Source organism: Rossellomorea marisflavi (genome assembly GCF_001274775.1).
Classification (GTDB): domain Bacteria; phylum Bacillota; class Bacilli; order Bacillales; family Bacillaceae_B; genus Rossellomorea; species Rossellomorea marisflavi.
The window spans coordinates 234790-252633 of record NZ_LGUE01000005.1 but is presented as its reverse complement, the minus strand read 5'-3'; the positions used below and the strand labels follow the sequence as shown (position 1 = coordinate 252633).

Genomic DNA, 17844 nt, shown 5'->3' with positions numbered 1-17844 from the left:
TACACCTGTATGGGTAGGATGAAACAGGAGCACGGGAGGATTCCCATGCTCCTTATGCTTACTTTTTCTTTTTGCGTTTGCTTTTTGGAGCATTGTCGAAGAACTTTTTGTTCTTCTTTTTCTTCTTATTGTTCTTCGGCGGACGTGTGGACCATTCGCCGCCTTCTTTTTTATCTTTATCAGCAGGCTTTTTGCCCGGCTTGCTTGTCGGTTTGCCTTTACGTTCCGGTCGGAATGAGCGGGCTTTGTCGTCGCGGCGACGAGTGCCTTTCATGCCGACGATCTCGAAGTCGATGGCGCGTTCGTCCTTGTTGACGTTTACGACCCGGACAGTGATCTCGTCACCGATGCGGTAGACGTTTGCCGTGCGCTCTCCGATCATGGCCAGCTGACGCTCATCGAACCGGTAATAGTCATCAGTCATGTAGCTCACATGGACAAGGCCCTCGATTGTATTCGGAAGCTCGACGAACAGTCCGAAGTTGGTGACGGAGCTGATGATCCCGTCGTACTCTTCCCCGACCTTGTCTTCCATGTACTCTGCTTTCTTCAGCTCATCCGTCTCACGTTCAGCATCGACGGCACGGCGTTCGCGGCTGGAGGTATGCTGGGCGATATTCCCCATCTGTGCTCCCCATTTGTCGCGTGTCGCCTGATCGACCTTTCCTTCGATCAGATATGTTCTGATCAAACGGTGGACGATCAGATCCGGATAACGGCGGATTGGCGAGGTGAAGTGGGTATAGAACTCCGTTGCCAGACCGAAGTGACCAAGGCTTTCCGGATCATACTTCGCCTGTTGCATGGAGCGGAGCATCATCGTGGAAACGACCATCTCCTCCGCTTTCCCCTGGACGTCATCGATGATTTCCTGGAGGGCACGCGGATGGATCGAGTTCGCCGATCCTTTCACGATGAGACCGAAGTTCGTGATGAACTCGAAGAAGCGCATAAGCTTATCTTCCTTCGGATCTTCATGGATACGATAGATGAACGGAACTTCCATCCAGTGGAAATGTTCTGCGACAGTTTCATTCGCTGCCAGCATGAATTCCTCGATGAGCTTCTCGGCAACGGAACGCTCGCGCATGACGACTTCCGTCGGCTCGCCTTCTTCGTTCACGAGCACCTTAGCTTCTTTGAAATCGAAGTCGATGGCACCGCGCTTCTCACGCTTCGTGCGAAGGATCTGAGCGAGTTTCTCCATGTCCTCAAACATCGGGACGAGTGGCTCGTATTTGCTTCTCAGCTCTTCATCTTTGTCCACAAGGATCTTGTTGACGTCTGAGTAGGTCATCCGCTCAGCAGTCTTGATCACACTCTGGAAGATCTCATGCTTCACGACTTCCCCGCTCGGTGTGATCTCCATATCACATGAAAGCGTCAGGCGGTCTACTTTCGGGTTCAGTGAGCAGATACCGTTCGACAGTCGGTGGGGGATCATCGGGATGACGCGATCCACAAGGTAGACGGATGTCCCACGGTCGAAAGCTTCCTCATCGATCGGCGAGCTTTCTTTCACATAGTAGGTAACATCGGCGATATGTACGCCGAGCTTGTAGTTTCCGTTTTCGAGCTTTGTAACCGTGACGGCATCATCGAGGTCTTTTGCGTCGGCCCCGTCAATGGTGACGATCGTTTGATCGCGCAGGTCGCGGCGGTTCTCAAGCTCGGATGGATTGATTTCATCAGGCACTTGATTCGCCTGCTCCATGACCTCTTCAGGGAACTCGACGGTGATGCCATGCTTATGGATGATGGAAAGGATATCGACGCCGGGATCATTTTTATGCCCGAGGATTTCAATGACTTCCCCTTCTGCGCTCTTGCGTCCTTCAGGATAAGCCGTCAGCTTCACGACAACCTTATGTCCTTCCGTCGCACCTTTTTGGGCGGATTTCGGGATGAAGATGTCACTTGCGAACTTCTTATCATCAGGGATGACGAAACCGAAGTGCTTGCTTTCGGTGAACGTCCCGACAATCTGATCGACACCGCGCTCGACGATGCGGACGATGGTCCCTTCGCGTCTTGAGCCTGACGAAGAAGCCGATACCCGTACGAGGACGATATCCCCGTGCATCGCATTGCTTGTTTCATTCGGCGGGATGAAGATATCATCCATGCCCTGCTCTTCCGGGATGACAAAGGCGAAGCCCTTGGCATGTGCCGATACCTTCCCTCTTACCAGATTCATTTTTTCAGGAAGACCGTAGCGGTTGCTTCTTGTACGCACCACCAATCCCTTCTCTTCCATGACGACAAGCGCCTTCACGAAATCTTTGAAGTTCCCTGACCCCTCGATTCCGAATGCTTCCTCCAGCTCTTGTACCGTCAATGGCTTGTAGGCTTCTTCCTTCATGTAAGAAAGGAGCTTATCCACATGCCCTTTAATATTTTCGTCCATGACATTCCCTCCTGATCGTGATTATACCATCCAGTCCAGTTTCTCCAGGAAGTTGTACACATCCTCGTGAAGCTGCTCTTTCTCTTTATCGAGCGTAATGACGTGCCCAGACTCTTCATACCATTTGATCTCTTTATCATCAGATTCTACGCTGTCATAGATGATATTCGCAGAATCCGTGTTGATCATATGGTCGTTCCGTGCCTGCACGACAAACGTCGGCGAGTAGATCATATCCACATTCCCACGCACATCGGCGATGAGCTCCTGAAGGGCCTTCAACGTACCCATCGGCGTCTTCTTGAACTCTTCCATTTCCTTTTCAATCTGGTCTTCTGGTTTTCCTTCATATTTTTTAAATTCACGGGCATATTCTACTACCCCGTCATACATGACTTCTTCGCTTTTTATATACATTGGCGCACACATTGGGACAATACCCTTTACAGGTACAGTGTAACCTAATTTCAATGAAAATACCCCTCCGAGCGAGAGGCCCGCAACGGCGATTTCCTCATACCCAAGGCTCTTCAGATGCTCATACCCGTCCATGACATCCTTCCACCAGTCTTCAGGGCCCGTATGCACCAATTCCTCCGGCGGCACACCATGTCCCTTATAGTGAGGCGCATGTGACGTATAGCCCTTCTTCTCAAGGAATCGCCCGAGCATACGCACATCCGATGAGTTCCCAGTGAACCCGTGCAACAGCAGGACAGCACGTTTTCCTGCTTCAAATGTAAATGGTTTCGGCAAATTGGTTTTCATGGTTTGATAGCTCCTTTTCGATCTCTTTGATGTCTAGTGGCTTGATGCAGCCGTTCAGATTCTTCTCACTTCTATTTTTAGCAAATATCGGTGGGACAATCCACCATTTCGCATTGTTGTGGCGGTTTTGGAGAGGATTGTTCAGAGTGTGAGGTTGGGTCATCCCGATGGGTGGCTCTACGCAGGTAGAGGCTATTTGCTACTTTAATCGAGTATTTGCGAATTTTTTGGAATCATAGCGATTCATAATGGTTTACCATGCATTTACCATCGCCATTCCCCTCTACTTTTCCCTTATGACATAATTCGACTTTTTTCGCACTTGATTTATGTCCCTTTTCTCTATCCCGAGACTCCACGATTCTGATCTAGGCGGATTTATTTGCGATAATCAAAAAAATACTTGCGGAATTTTGGATTTCATTTGCGAAAAAAAGCATTCTATTTGCGAACTGACATGTTGCCCTCGTTCCAATTTGCACATCATCCCCGGAACCAGCGTTCACTCGGAGTTATTTGCGAATGCGTCCACATACGGATGAACCACCCTAACCATCACCTGACGACTACTTACACCGCAAACGCACAAACGAGATTTGCACATCATCCCTTGAACCAGCATTCACACGCAGTTATTTGCGAAAGCCATCCCATAAGGATGAAACGCCCCAACCATCACCTGACGACCACCTACATCGCAAACCTACACAAACGAGATTTACACATCATCCCTTGAACCAGCATTCATTCACACCCAGTTATTTGCGAAAGCCATCCCATACGGATGAATCGCCCCAACCATCAACTGACGACTACTTACACCGCAAACCCACAAATGAGAATTGCACATCATCCCCGGAACCAGCGTTCACGTAAAGTTATTTGCGAAAACCATCCCATACGAATGAATCGCTCCGCCCAGCACCAAAGGGCCAAGTACAACCCCGATAAAACAAAAAACCTGACCCACAAACGAGATCAGGTTTTTAAACGTTCATTTAGATACGGACGATGGCAACTGTAAGAATGAAGAATAGTACGGCCAATACGATTGTGATGCGGTGCAAAATCAAGTCGAGTCCGCGCGCTTTCTGTTTACCGAATAGCTGTTCCGCACCACCTGAGATGGCCCCTGAAAGTCCAGCACTCTTACCTGATTGAAGCAATACCATGACGATCATGGCGATCGATACGATGATAAGTAACGTGACTAAAATAGTATGCATGAGTCCCACCTCCTGATCCGAACATAACATTGTCTTCATTTTACCATACGGGGGCTGGGGCAACAAGAACATAATGAATATTCGCTTAGATGACGTCCATTAAAAAAATCCCCGTCCGAGGACGGGGATTTCGGCAAACCGGCTATTAGCGGTTAACGTTGTAGAACGTTTTTGCTCCAAGGTATTGAGCAGTGTGAGCCAATTGATCTTCGATGCGAAGAAGTTGGTTGTATTTCGCCACACGGTCAGTACGTGAAGGAGCACCAGTTTTGATCTGACCAGCGTTAGTAGCAACCGCGATGTCAGCGATTGTGCTGTCTTCTGTTTCACCAGAACGGTGAGAGATGACAGCTGTGTAACCAGCGCGTTTAGCCATTTCGATAGCGTCGAATGTTTCAGTAAGAGTACCGATTTGGTTCACTTTGATTAGGATTGAGTTAGAGATTCCTTGCTCGATCCCTTGAGAAAGTTTTGTTGTGTTTGTTACGAATAGGTCATCCCCAACGAGTTGGACTTTGTTACCGATGCGCTCAGTAAGAAGTTTGTGTCCTTCCCAGTCGTTTTCGTCAAGACCATCTTCGATTGAGATGATTGGGTATTTGTTAACCATTTCTTCGTACCAGTCAACCATTTCTTCAGAAGTACGTACAACGCCTTCTCCAGAAAGATGGTATTTACCGTCTTCTTTGTTGTAGATCTCAGAAGAAGCTACGTCCATTGCAAGAAGTACTTCTTCGCCTGGTTTATAACCGGCTTTTTCGATTGCTTCGATGATTGTAGAAAGAGCTTCTTCGTTGGATTTAAGGTTAGGAGCGAATCCGCCTTCGTCACCAACAGCTGTGTTGTAACCTTTGTCTTTAAGAACTGATTTCAGGCTGTGGAAGATCTCAGCACCCATGCGAAGAGCTTCTTTGAATGTAGGAGCTCCTACAGGCATAACCATGAATTCTTGGATGTCTACGTTGTTGTCAGCGTGCTCTCCACCATTGACGATGTTCATCATTGGTACTGGAAGTTGCTTCGCGTTGAATCCACCAAGGTATTGGTACAATTCTACTCCGAAGAAGTCAGCAGCTGCGCGTGCAACGGCCATAGATACACCAAGGATTGCGTTGGCGCCTAGTTTACCTTTGTTTTCAGTTCCATCAAGAGCGATCATCGCCTGGTCGATGGCAACTTGTTCTGTTACATCGTAACCGATGATTTCTTCAGCGATTTCGTTGTTCACGTTATCGACTGCTTTTTCTACACCTTTACCTAGGTAGCGGCCTTTGTCGCCGTCACGAAGTTCAACTGCTTCGTATTCACCAGTTGAAGCACCAGATGGAACAAGTGCACGTCCGAAAGCTCCGGATTGAGTGTAAACTTCTACTTCGATTGTTGGGTTACCACGGGAGTCAAGGACTTCGCGTGCGTATACATCAGTAATGATTGGCATGAAAAACTCTCCTTTTTATAGGTGATTTTAGTTTAAAAGCTCTTACCGTCCGGGTGCCCCTGCAGGTCGGCACGCCGGCAGGTTTACTTCTTGATGAGGGATTGACCCGTCATTTCTTCCGGTTGATCGACGTTCAAGAGGTCAAGCATCGTTGGGGCAAGATCACCAAGGATCCCTCCGTCACGAAGTTCAAGTCCTTCTTTTGTCACGATGACCGGTACCGGGTTGGTCGTGTGGGCAGTCATTGGGTCGCCACCTTCTGTGATCACCTCATCTGCATTCCCATGGTCCGCAGTGATGATGGCCGTGCCACCTTTTTCAGTGATCAAGTCGATGATCTTGCCAAGACATTCGTCCACGGTTTCGATCGCTTTGATCGTTGGTTCAAGCATTCCGGAGTGACCGACCATATCAGGGTTGGCGAAGTTCAGGATGATGGCATCCTGGCGGTCTTCACGGATTTCTTCAAGAAGGGCATCCGTCACTTCGTATGCGCTCATTTCAGGTTTCAGATCGTATGTTGCCACTTTCGGTGAATCGATGAGGATGCGCTTTTCCCCTTCGAATTCCGCTTCACGGCCGCCGCTCATGAAGAATGTCACGTGCGGATATTTTTCCGTTTCAGCGATGCGGAGCTGCTTCAAGCCGTTTTGGGCAAGAACTTCTCCAAGTGTATTATCAAGGTTCGTCGGTTTGAATGCCACATATCCGTCAACCGTTTCACTGAACTTCGTCAGGCAGACAAAGTGCAGGTTCTTAGGGAACTTGTCCCCGCGGTCAAATGAACGGAAGTCCTGGTTGGCAAACGTATTCGAGATCTGGATGGCACGGTCGGGACGGAAGTTGTAGAAGATCACAGAATCGTCATCCTGAATCGTTGCAACCGGCTCGCCGTTTTCCTTTGTGATCACGGATGGAATGACGAATTCGTCATGGATTCCATTTTCGTATGAATCGTTCACCAATTCGATCGGATCCGTGTACGTAGGGCCTTCTCCGTATACCATGGCACGATAGGATTTCTCCACGCGCTCCCAGCGCTTATCGCGGTCCATTGAGTAATAGCGGCCAGAAATCGTCGCGAATTGACCGACACCGATTTCTTTCATTTTTGCTTGTGCATCTTCAATGTACTTCTTGGCGGTCTTAGGACCGACATCACGGCCATCAAGGAAAGCATGGACATAAACTTCTTCCATTCCTTCTTTAGCAGCGAGGCGAAGGAGGGCATACATATGCTCGATATGGCTGTGGACCCCTCCGTCCGATAGAAGTCCGAAGATGTGAAGCTTCTTGTCGTGCTTTTTAGCATGTTCGATGGCATCTTTGAAGGTTTCGTTCTTCTCGAACTCCCCTTCGCGGATGGCAAGGTTCACGCGCGTGAGGCTTTGATACACGATGCGGCCGGCACCGATGTTCAAGTGACCCACTTCAGAGTTACCCATCTGACCATCAGGCAGACCTACTGCTTCACCGCTTGCAGTCAGCTGATTGTGCGGGTATTGGTTCCAAAGGCGGTCGAAGTTCGGCTTGTTGGCCTGAGCAACCGCATTTCCTTCTTTCACATCACGGAAGGCAAAGCCGTCCAGGATGATGAGTGCTACTGGAGACTTACTCATGAGAGCTCGCCCCTTCTAGAAGCTGAAGGAAGCTTTGTGGTTCAAGGCTTGCGCCACCGACCAATGCACCATCGATATCAGACTGTGCCATGTATTCTTTGATGTTGGCAGGTTTTACGCTTCCGCCGTACTGGATGCGGACTGCATCGGCAGCTTCTTGACCGAACTCAGATGCCACAACTTGACGGATGTGGGCACATACTTCGTTCGCATCTTCAGCAGTTGAAGATTTACCTGTACCGATTGCCCAGATTGGCTCATAAGCAATGACGGTGTTCTTCACTTGATCAGCAGAAAGTCCGGCAAGGGCCTTCTTCACTTGATCTCCGACTAGTTCGTTTGTTTCGTTGTTTTCGCGTTGTTCAAGTGTTTCACCGACACATACGATCGGAGTCAGGCTGTGTTTGAAGGCAGCAATCGTCTTCTTGTTCACAGACTCATCCGTTTCGTTGAACATTTCACGGCGTTCTGAGTGTCCAAGGATGACATATTTCACTCCAAGATCTTGAAGGGCTACAGGGCTGACTTCGCCTGTGAACGCTCCGTTTTCTTCGAAGTGCATGTTTTGGGCACCGATTTCTACTTTGTATTCCTTCGTGCTGTTTACTAGGCTTTCAAGGAAAAGCGCTGGTGAACAGATCACGGATTCAACTACATTTGAATCAGGAACGAGTCCTTGTACTTCTTCGGTGAAAGCTTTGGCTTCACCGAGTGTTTTGTTCATCTTCCAGTTACCTGCGATGATCGGTTTACGCATTCTACTCATCCTTTCGATTGTTTTCTAAACGCATTTAGAAACAGGGATTATTTATCGTTCAGAGCAGTGACTCCAGGAAGTTCTTTCCCTTCCATGAACTCAAGAGATGCTCCTCCGCCTGTAGAAATATGACTCATTTTATCAGCATATCCGAATTTCTCGACCGCTGCTGCAGAGTCTCCGCCACCGATTACAGAGTATGTATCTGTTGAATCGGCCAATGCCTCTGCTACGGCTTTCGTACCGTTGGCGAATGTATCCATTTCGAATACGCCCATTGGTCCGTTCCAGATGACAAGTTTAGAGCTCTTGATTGCATCGCTGAAGATTTCACGCGTTTTAGGACCGATATCCATTGCTTCCCAATCAGATGGGATGGAGTCGATGCCCACTTCCTGTGTATTCGCATCATTAGAGAAGTCATCCCCAACAACCACGTCTACCGGCATAAGGAAGTTCACGCCTTTGTCTTTCGCTTTTTGCATGAATTGTTTCGCTAGATCGATTTTGTCTTCTTCAAGAAGGGATTGACCGATTTCGTAGCCGTTTGCTTTCACGAATGTGTATGCAAGTCCGCCTCCGATGATCAAGTTGTCCACTTTATCAAGAAGGTTGTCGATGACACCGATCTTATCTTTTACTTTCGCTCCACCAACGATGGCCGTGAAAGGACGTTCTGGGTTTGATAGTGCCTTACCAAGGACTTCAAGCTCTTTCTCCATAAGAAGACCTGCAACTGCCGGGATGTGCTCGGCGATTCCTGCTGTTGAAGCGTGGGCACGGTGAGCTGCACCGAATGCATCGTTCACATAAAGATCTGCAAGTGCTGCAAATTCTTTCGCAAGCTCAGGATCGTTTTTCGTTTCACCTGGGTAGAAACGAACGTTTTCAAGGACAAGGACGTCTCCGTCTTTCATGTCTGAAACTTTCGCCTGAACGGCTTCACCGTATGCTTCGTCTGCTTTGGCAACGTCTTTGCCAAGAAGCTCTGATAGACGGTTTGCAACAGGTGTCAAACGGAGTTCTTCTACCACTTCACCATTTGGACGTCCAAGATGGCTTGCAAGAAGGACTTTCGCTCCGCCTTCTACTAGATGTTTGATGGTAGGCAGTGCTGCCTGGATACGCGTTTCATCGGTGATCTTCCCGTCTGCCATCGGCACGTTGAAGTCTACGCGGCAAAATACGCGTTTCCCTTTCACATCGACGTCTTTGATCGATTTTTTGTTCATGGAAAAAGGCCTCCTTCAGTTATCAAATTCTACTCTTTTTTCAAGAAACTTGAAATCAGAATAGGAAAGGGGAGAGGGGAATGTTCCCCGCTCCCCTTCGACACATCTTCATTATAGATGGTGGGACAAAATATATCCATCCATCACCTAGATGTCAAAAACCAAACGCGTTTGAATTATAGTCCTTTTGAAGCTACGAAGCCTGCAAGGTCAACGACACGGTTAGAGTATCCGCTCTCGTTATCGTACCAAGAGATTACTTTTACCATGTTGTCTTCAAGAACCATAGTAGATAGAGCATCGATTGTTGAAGAAGCAGGGCTACCATTGTAGTCAGTAGATACTAGTGGCTCATCGCTGTAAGCAAGGATTCCTTTAAGATCGCCTTCAGCTGCTTCTTTAAGAGCTGCGTTTACATCTTCAGCTGTTACGTTTTTGTCCAATTCTGCAACAAGGTCAACTAGTGACACGTTTGGAGTTGGAACGCGGACAGCTCCACCGTTCAATTTGCCTTTAAGTTCTGGAAGAACTAGAGATACCGCTTTAGCTGCACCAGTTGTAGTTGGGATCATGTTCTCAGCAGCTGCACGTGCACGACGGTAGTCTTTGTGTGGCAAATCAAGGATTTGCTGATCATTTGTGTAAGAGTGGATTGTAGTCATCATTCCACGTTTCACGCCGAATTTATCGTTAAGTACTTTTGCGAATGGAGCAAGGCAGTTAGTAGTACAAGATGCGTTAGAGATAACATCATGGCTAGCTGCGTCGTATTTGTCGTGGTTAACGCCCATTACGATTGTGATGTCTTCATCAGATGCAGGAGCAGAGATGATGACTTTTTTAGCGCCAGCTTCGATATGTTTCGCAGCATCTGCACGTTTAGTGAAGCGACCAGTAGATTCTACGACGATTTCAACGCCAAGATCTCCCCATCCAAGTTGAGCTGGGTCACGCTCAGCCAATACTTTTACTTTTTTGCCGCCGACTACTAGGTAGTCACCGTCAACAGTAACTTCTTGGTCAAGTTTCCCGTGAACTGTGTCATATTGTAAAAGGTGTGCAAGCATGTTTGCATCAGTCAAGTCGTTGACTGCCACTACCTCTACATCGTTGCTTTTAAGTGCTGCACGGAATACGTTACGTCCGATACGTCCAAATCCGTTAATACCAATTTTTGTTGCCATGATTAATTTCCTCCTTTAGATCGTTAAGGATGATTTTATATTTCAAAAGGGATTTACCCTTTCAAAAGCGCTTTTGCTGCTCCTTCGTCCGTGATGAGGACGGTTGAAGATGGAGCACTTTTCATGTAGGACCGGATTGCCTTTGCCTTTGAGCTTCCGCCGGCTACGGCGATGACATGCTCGATATGGCTCAGGTCCTCGAGCTGCAGTCCGATGGTCGGCACCTTATGTACCACTTCGCCTTCTTCATTGAAGTAGTAGCCGAATGATTCCCCGACGGCCTGCCCGTCGATGATCTTCTGATAATCGGCTTCCGATGTCTTCCGTCTCTCAGCCATGGTGATCGCATCGCCGATTCCATGGAGGACCATGTTGGCTGACTTGATCATGGTGAGGACTTCTTTGATCATCGGTTCCTTCAGGAAGGACTTGTAGACTTCCTTGCTTACCTGGTCAGGCACATAGAGGACGCGATGACGCGATTTCGTATGCTCGGCCATCTTGGAGCAGATGGTGTTCGCCTGGTTTTTGACGTCTTCCCCGATTCCCCCTCTTGCAGGAACGAATAAGGTTTCTGACGACGTCAGGTCCGGTGTCAGCATTTCAGCTACAGAGGCCATGGTTGAACCGCCAGTCACAGCGATTGTAGTATTCCCCTTTAGGCGGCGTTTCATACTGGATGCTGTCGCACGCCCCAATTCTTCCTTTACCCACGGTGACTCGTCGCTATTCCCTGGAACGATTACAATTTCATGAAGATTGAGTAACGACTTGAGCCGATGCTCCATTTCATTAATTCCCGAAATCTCCCTCATCATGCATTCAATTTTTTCCAGTAGTTGCATGCCATCTTCGGTCATGATCATTCCGGACGTCTTGATGTCGATGAGATCTTGATTCTTCAGGAATTCAACTTCGCTCCTGAGTACACGCTCCGTCAGCCCCAGGTTCTGTGCCAGGCTTCTGCGGCCGACTGGCTGCATGAAGCGGATGGAACGGAGAATCTGATGCCTTTTTTGCATAACTTCAAGCAGGTCAGGTAATAATCGCTTTTGTATATCAATGATTGATTCCATGTACAAAGCCCCTTCAAAAACCGAAGTAAAAGGTTCAATAATCTGCTGGACTATAAAAGTCCCGGTTAGACATATTGTGTCCCACTTACTCCAAAAAAAATTCACACCCTGCTTTCATCTTCAATTCTAGCAGGGTGTGAATGCGAATTCAACTGGAAACTATCGAGTTTTTTCATGTAAACGCTTGCTCATCGTAAAAAGATCGATTTGTCCATATTGGAGGATCTCGCCGTCCATTTCCGCTACAGGGATCATGAGTCCGAACCTCTCCGTCCACTCGTCCATCTCTTCGATATCCCGCTCGATCAGCTCGAAAGGAAAATCGTCACGCAGCAAGTTGATGGTCAGCTTGGCTTCGTCACATAACCCACATTGCCGGCGGGTGTAAAAAATCAATTCTTTCATGAACATTCCCCTCACTCATATCGTTTCCGTTTCGTAGAAGACGGGATGCCAAGCTGGTCCCGGTACTTTGCCACCGTCCGTCTTGAGACGTCACACCCCTTGTCCGTCAGGAGGGCCACAAGCTTCTGGTCGGAAAGGGGCTTTCGCTTGTCCTCTTGATTGACAAGCTCCTGCAGCTCCTTCTTCACTGTACCGGCAGACACCGTTTCTTCATCTGTGTCCACGGCCCGGATCGCTGCCGTGAAAAAGTTCTTCAGTTCAAACACCCCATATGGCGTTTGCACATATTTCCCCCTGACGGCCCGGCTGATCGTGGATTCATGGGCTCCTACCTCTTCGGCAATCTGCTTCAGCGTCAGGGGCTGGAGATGGCCGGGTCCTTGAAGGAAAAATCCTCTCTGCTTCTCTACGATTGCCTTTCCCACCTTCAGCATCGTCTGGTTGCGTTGGCGGAGACTCTGGACGAGCCATTCGAATTCCTGCTTCTTTTCTTTTATATAAGACTCTGTATCACGGTCGGGATGGTGCCCGAGAAAATCCGTATATTCCTTATTAAGAGTGACCGTGATCGAAGTTCCATCATACAGGGCGACCGTCACATCGTCTCCTTTGACTCTTACATTGAGTTCAGGGACGATATAATGAGAGAAATCCTTGGCATAGGCTGATCCCGGCCGAGGATTGCACTGTGTGATGAAATCAGCCGCCGCCTGTACTTGCTTCAGCTCGAGCCCCAAGGTTTTTGCGATTTCCTTCCACTTGCGGTCCGCAAATGCCTGGAAATGTTCGCTCACGATAGCGAGGACGAAATCAGGCACCTCCCACCGACGGTCGAGCTGAAGGTAGATGCACTCCTGCAGGGAACGTGCTCCTATGCCGGCAGGTTCCAGTGATTGGACCAGGCTGATCATCTCATCAAGTGCTTCTTCACCGAGTTTATATTTCTCCAAAAATTGGTCGCGTTCAATATGCAGATACCCATTCCCATCAAGGCTGTATATCAATTCTTCCACACATTTACGTTCATTATCTGTAAGCGATTTCAAATTCAATTGTATCAATAGAACTTCAGATAGGCTTACTGCGGTATCCGATACGAAGTCCTGCCACTCTGTAAGCTTCCGCTTGGGTGGTTTCAACTGGATCAGGGGGTTCTCCATCGCTTTCGATTCCAGGTAGTCATTCAGCTCCATCGTTGAATACTGAAGGATCGTGATCGCCTGTGAAAGCTGCTGGGTCATCTGGAGCTTTTGTTGCTGCTGCTGAAAAAGTCCTGCACTCAAATTCATGATATGTACCCTCCCACTTTTCCATTTTACATGAAAACTCCTTATTCGTTAACGGGAATCTACTGGAATCGCTTTACCTATTGCTATGAAGGCATTCTTCGCAACATTCCTTGTATTCTCACCACAATGGTTCTAAAATGGAAATATCTACTTATCGAAGGGACTGAATGATGCACAGAGATCAATAGGAAGACTCCATGATGCACTCATTTTATAAAAACGGAGGGATCTATTGATAATGACATTACAAACCAAACGACTGGAATTACATGAACTGACACTGGACGATGCCCCTGCACTCTTTACGCTATGGTCACATCCCGATGTGACGCGATTCATGAACATCGACCGGTTCACAGATGAACAGCAGGCAAGGGATATGATCACCCTGCTGACAGAGCTTGCCGCCGAGAACAAGGCCTTGCGTTTTTCGATCTTTGATCGGGACTCAGGTAAACTCATCGGGTCATGCGGATACAATCACTTTGACCGTGACAACTTGATTACGGAAATCGGCTATGACCTCCTCCCTTCCCACTGGGGGAACGGAATCGGTACCGAAGCGGTCGAGCTCCTCACCCGTCACGCTTTTGAGGTACTCGGTATGAACCGGATCGAAGCAAAAGTAGAAAAGGGCAACGATGCCTCTGCCGCCGTCTTGGAGAAGAACGGATATCTCTTCGAAGGAACCTTACGTGATGGCGAGAAATCAAAGGGAAGGTACGTGGACATGAAGCTTTACGCGATCCTGCGATCCGATTGGAAACCTGAGTAAGAATGAATAGGACGGACATACTAAGGGCAAATGACGGAACGAAGGAGAGTTTATGTTTACGCTACTCTTATTATGGTCCATGCTCATCCTGCCCTGGTTTATCCTGATCCCATTGCGTTCTTATCAAGTGAAACGATTCTTCCCAGGAGGTGTGTTCGGAGCACTGCTCCTGACCGTGGTGTTCCAGATGGCCGATGCCTTAGACTGGTGGAAGGTGACAAGGACGATTCCTCTGTTTACGAATATCACCTCTTTTGTGTACGGACTGTTCCTTGTTGGAACGATCGTGATCTTATATTTCACGTACGGACATTTTTGGCGGTACTTCATCACGAATCTGGTGGTGGATGCGTTTCTCGCATTTTTGGTGAGTCCGTGGTTCGAGTACTTAGGCATATACGAACTGCACCGGATTCATCCGCTTGGGGTGTATGGCATCACGACCATTTTGAGCGTGTTGATCTACTGGTATATGAAATGGCAAGATGGCGTGATGGCGAAGTAGGACTTCCTTTTAAGGGAGTCCTATTTTTTATGGAGTGGCACAAACAGATAGGGAACAGGATGAGGTTGCATTTCCTTACATTATATAACTAAAATATTCCTTTTTATGGATTTAATTGTTATAATGCACGGTACAGTATCCATGTTGAAAGGAGGAGAAACATAAGGTGAAAAAGACATTGTCCACTGCCATAGCAGCACTACTCGTTCTCTGTGGTTGCCAGCAAGCTGAACCCCATCAAGACCTGGAGGGTGAACCGGTCGCAACCTTATCGGAGGTGGAAGTCCCAGACCCCATCTTTACGTCTGATCGTAAGGGCGCGTCCATTACGGAAGACGAAATAAAGAGCGCCATCACCCTGTACCTGGATAGCAGTGAGGATCTGGATGAAATCATGCAGGCTTTCCAGGAAACCATCTATTCCGAGGAGGAGCCGACTCGCGAAGAGATGGATAAAGTAAATAAGACCCTTTCCTTAATAGAAGAGAATGATCAGAACTTCAGCGACTTTATTACAGCCAACTCCCTCCCGGCTGATTATGCCAAAGGAGCGGACCGCATAAGCCGATATATCACCGATTACAATGACTATATACGTTCCTTGGACAAAGCATTTGATCGCTTTGATAAGGGAGAGATGAAAGTCAGTGACCTGGAAACCCTCCTCGGATCAAGTGGGTCGGTGAACGGCCGGGAACAGAAGAAAATTGAAGACTTCCTGCGCGAAAAGGACATTCAGACACGGGCATTCCAACAATAAAGAAAGAGGCTGTGACAGAAGTGTTTTAGCCATAGTAAAACCCGAATTCATTGCCTTTGAGCAGGCGTATAAATTCGGGTTTTTAGTTGTTTCATGATCATTACGATTTAATTGTTTCCAGCGGTTGATTGGAGTGCAAGACGAAGACTTCTGCGGGAAGAGTAGCGAATGTGAGAGCCCGCAGGCCCGCCGAGGAGGCTCGCGGGCCCCCCCGAAAAGCGAAGTCTTGCACGGAAATCATAAGCGGCATAAAGAAGCTATATGAGTGTTCTTCATGAAATGGTCCCTTTTTTGTTTTATCACCCTACAAACACAAGTTCCACTTCGGTCCCCTTCCCTTCCTCACTCCGGATGTTGATCTCTCCGAGGTGGAGCTTCATGATGCTCCGGGCAATATGGAGTCCGAGGCCGGTACCGCCGGTTTCCCTGCTTCTTGCTTTGTCGACGCGGTAGAATCGTTCAAAGATGTTCGTGATCTCTTCCTTGGGGATTCCGATCCCATAGTCTTTGACGCGGAGGACGGCGAGATCGCCTACCTTCTCGATATAAACATCGATTTTATCACTGCTGTATTTCATGGCGTTATCGAGGAGGATGATGATGACCTGCTTGATCTTCAGTTCATCCGCCGGAATGATCACCCGTGAAGCGTCCGTATGCAGGCTTATCTCGCGATGGTAGACCTCCTGAAGCTGCTTGATGCTGCTCCTTGAGAGGGCCACGAGGTCGATCTGGCTGATTTCGAGGACGTTTTCCTTCTCAAGATCCGCCAGATCGAGGAACGTATCGGTCATCTTCTGGATCCTCGTTGCTTCCGAATGGATGGCCTGGATGGCTTCGTCCGCGATTTCCTTGTTTTCGACCCCATGCCTCCGAAGCAGATTGGCATAGCTCTTGATGACGGTCAGGGGCGTCTTCAGCTCATGGGATGCATCCGATACGAACTGGGCCTGCTTCGCCATGTTCCCTTGGATCCTGCTGATCATGCGGTTGAACGTTTGAGCCATCGTTTGCAGCTCATCGTTTTCCCGTTTTTCAATGGAGAGGGTCTTCGGCACCCCGCTCGTTTCGATTTCTTCCATTGTCTTGATCATATTGGAAATCGGCCGCATGATGGTATTGGCAAGCCACCTGCCCCCCAGAAGGGAAAAGACGGCGGCGAGGACCGTACAGGCAATGAGGATGCCCTTCAGGGTTTCCTTACGAGCCTCCAATCCTTCCAATCGCTCGACGATCTCCAGGCTCTGCTCTCCATTTCCGAAGGGCACCCGGACGACCAGCACCTGCTCCTCATGACGCTGGTTCTTGATCACATGATTTTTCGCTTCTTTGTTCTCGGCAAACTTCCCTTCGATCTTGGAGGAAAGCATGCTGTCATTGGTCACCTGATGGATCAGTTCATCGCCCGGCCCCATGATCCGGATGAAGGAATGCTCGGTAAGATGCTTCTTCAGAGCCGTATCAAGGTCGTTCGTGGTCGGCGTCCCTCCGACTTCCTTCATGATCTCCTTCGCTTTATGGAATTGAACATCTTCTTCCATGGTTACGGTGTTCTGAACGAACAGGAAGTACACGACAAAGTTGATGACAACCAATATACACAGCATCCAGGCCGTGGTAAGCAGGTTAATCTTGGTTGTGATCTTCATCGGGGTTCTCCTTCATGGTGAAGCCGACCCCTCTGACGGTGGTGATCAGCTGTTTTGGGTATCCTTCATCGACCTTGACCCTTAGATGCCTGATGAACACATCGATTACGTTCGTTTCCCCTTCATACTCATATCCCCATACGTTCAGGATGATGTTTTCCCTGGTCACGACTTTGTTTTTATTCACCATCAAGTAGACGAGGAAATCATACTCTTTCGGAGTTAACGCAATGGATGAACCCCCCCTGCATACTTCCCGCGTTTCCGTATTGACCACCAGATCCTCCACCGATACGAGCCGCTCATCTTTCACCTCACCCGGGGAATGGTTCCGCAGGCACGCCCTGATCCGCGCGAGCAACTCTTCGATTTCAAATGGCTTGGTCACATAATCGTTCGCTCCCTGATCAAGTCCCGACACCTTGTCAAACGTGGTGTTCCGTGCCGTCAGCAGGATCACCGGCGTATCACGGTCCTCTTTGCGGATGCGTCTCAGCACTTCGAATCCGCTGAGGCCCGGGAGCATCACGTCCAAGAGGATCAGATGGACCCCGGATTGCAGAGCCCGCTCCAGTCCTTTCTTCCCTTCATGCTCCACGGTCACCTCGTAGCCTTCATATTCAAGCTCCATTTTTAAGACACGGGCTATTTGCGTTTCATCTTCGACGACAAGTACATGCGTTTTCACCCTGGCTTCATCCCTTCTTTTCTTACAATCTATATCGTGTTTCGTTATCAACAGGTCCTTCTACCC

16 protein-coding genes are annotated in these 17844 nt (G+C 48.5%); 3 read left to right on the top strand and 13 right to left on the bottom strand.

Annotated elements, in window-relative coordinates:
- Positions 1-58: 58 nt before the first annotated feature.
- The 11 genes from rnr to rpoN all read right to left on the bottom strand — a co-directional run bounded on the left by rnr (position 59) and on the right by rpoN (position 13401).
- Positions 59-2407, bottom strand: a complete 2349-nt coding sequence (gene rnr / locus AF331_RS16460) for a ribonuclease R (protein ID WP_053429172.1) — start codon at positions 2405-2407, stop codon at positions 59-61.
- A 21-nt stretch (positions 2408-2428) separates the two neighbouring features.
- Entirely contained in the window at positions 2429-3175 is a 747-nt protein-coding gene (locus AF331_RS16455; RefSeq protein WP_053429171.1) for an alpha/beta hydrolase, read from the bottom strand.
- A 998-nt stretch (positions 3176-4173) separates the two neighbouring features.
- Positions 4174-4401, bottom strand: a complete 228-nt coding sequence (secG, locus tag AF331_RS16450; protein ID WP_048006750.1) for a preprotein translocase subunit SecG — start codon at positions 4399-4401, stop codon at positions 4174-4176.
- Between the two features lie 145 nt (positions 4402-4546).
- Complete coding sequence (eno, locus tag AF331_RS16445) at positions 4547-5839, bottom strand: phosphopyruvate hydratase (protein WP_048006749.1); 1293 nt, start codon at positions 5837-5839, stop codon at positions 4547-4549.
- An 83-nt stretch (positions 5840-5922) separates the two neighbouring features.
- Positions 5923-7458: a 2,3-bisphosphoglycerate-independent phosphoglycerate mutase gene (gene gpmI / locus AF331_RS16440; protein WP_053429170.1), complete on the bottom strand. Its 1536-nt coding sequence runs from the start codon at positions 7456-7458 to the stop codon at positions 5923-5925.
- Positions 7451-8215, bottom strand: coding sequence for a triose-phosphate isomerase (gene tpiA, locus AF331_RS16435; protein ID WP_048015738.1), 765 nt, complete (start codon positions 8213-8215; stop codon positions 7451-7453). Before tpiA ends, gpmI begins: the two co-directional genes overlap by 8 nt.
- Before the next feature lie 47 nt (positions 8216-8262).
- Positions 8263-9447, bottom strand: coding sequence for a phosphoglycerate kinase (locus AF331_RS16430; RefSeq protein ID WP_048013385.1), 1185 nt, complete (start codon positions 9445-9447; stop codon positions 8263-8265).
- Positions 9448-9623: 176 nt separating this feature from the next.
- The gene (gene gap / locus AF331_RS16425; RefSeq protein WP_048006745.1) at positions 9624-10631 is read right to left on the bottom strand and encodes a type I glyceraldehyde-3-phosphate dehydrogenase; all 1008 of its coding nucleotides are present in this window, start codon (positions 10629-10631) and stop codon (positions 9624-9626) included.
- A gap of 53 nt (positions 10632-10684) precedes the next feature.
- Positions 10685-11707 carry a sugar-binding transcriptional regulator gene (locus tag AF331_RS16420; RefSeq protein ID WP_053429169.1) on the bottom strand — a complete coding sequence of 341 codons (1023 nt, stop codon included), beginning with the start codon at positions 11705-11707 and terminating at the stop codon, positions 10685-10687.
- A 159-nt stretch (positions 11708-11866) separates the two neighbouring features.
- A complete protein-coding gene (locus tag AF331_RS16415; protein ID WP_053429168.1) occupies positions 11867-12112 on the bottom strand; it encodes a glutaredoxin family protein in 246 nt (81 codons plus the stop codon).
- 11 nt (positions 12113-12123) lie between these two features.
- Complete coding sequence (rpoN, locus tag AF331_RS16410) at positions 12124-13401, bottom strand: RNA polymerase factor sigma-54 (RefSeq protein ID WP_053429167.1); 1278 nt, start codon at positions 13399-13401, stop codon at positions 12124-12126.
- A gap of 238 nt (positions 13402-13639) precedes the next feature.
- Here rpoN and AF331_RS16405 point away from each other — a divergent pair, with 238 nt between their 5' ends.
- From AF331_RS16405 to AF331_RS16395, 3 genes are all read left to right on the top strand, one after another.
- A complete protein-coding gene (locus AF331_RS16405) occupies positions 13640-14176 on the top strand; it encodes a GNAT family N-acetyltransferase (protein ID WP_309516056.1) in 537 nt (178 codons plus the stop codon).
- A gap of 52 nt (positions 14177-14228) precedes the next feature.
- Positions 14229-14681 carry a hypothetical protein gene (locus AF331_RS16400; protein ID WP_048015743.1) on the top strand — a complete coding sequence of 151 codons (453 nt, stop codon included), beginning with the start codon at positions 14229-14231 and terminating at the stop codon, positions 14679-14681.
- Positions 14682-14847: 166 nt separating this feature from the next.
- Complete coding sequence (locus AF331_RS16395; RefSeq protein ID WP_053429165.1) at positions 14848-15441, top strand: NDxxF motif lipoprotein; 594 nt, start codon at positions 14848-14850, stop codon at positions 15439-15441.
- A gap of 299 nt (positions 15442-15740) precedes the next feature.
- Here AF331_RS16395 and AF331_RS16390 read toward each other — a convergent pair whose 3' ends face one another.
- The gene (locus tag AF331_RS16390; protein WP_053429164.1) at positions 15741-17090 is read right to left on the bottom strand and encodes a sensor histidine kinase; all 1350 of its coding nucleotides are present in this window, start codon (positions 17088-17090) and stop codon (positions 15741-15743) included.
- Entirely contained in the window at positions 17068-17778 is a 711-nt protein-coding gene (locus AF331_RS16385; protein WP_082347032.1) for a response regulator transcription factor, read from the bottom strand. Before AF331_RS16385 ends, AF331_RS16390 begins: the two co-directional genes overlap by 23 nt.
- Positions 17779-17844 lie beyond the last annotated feature (66 nt).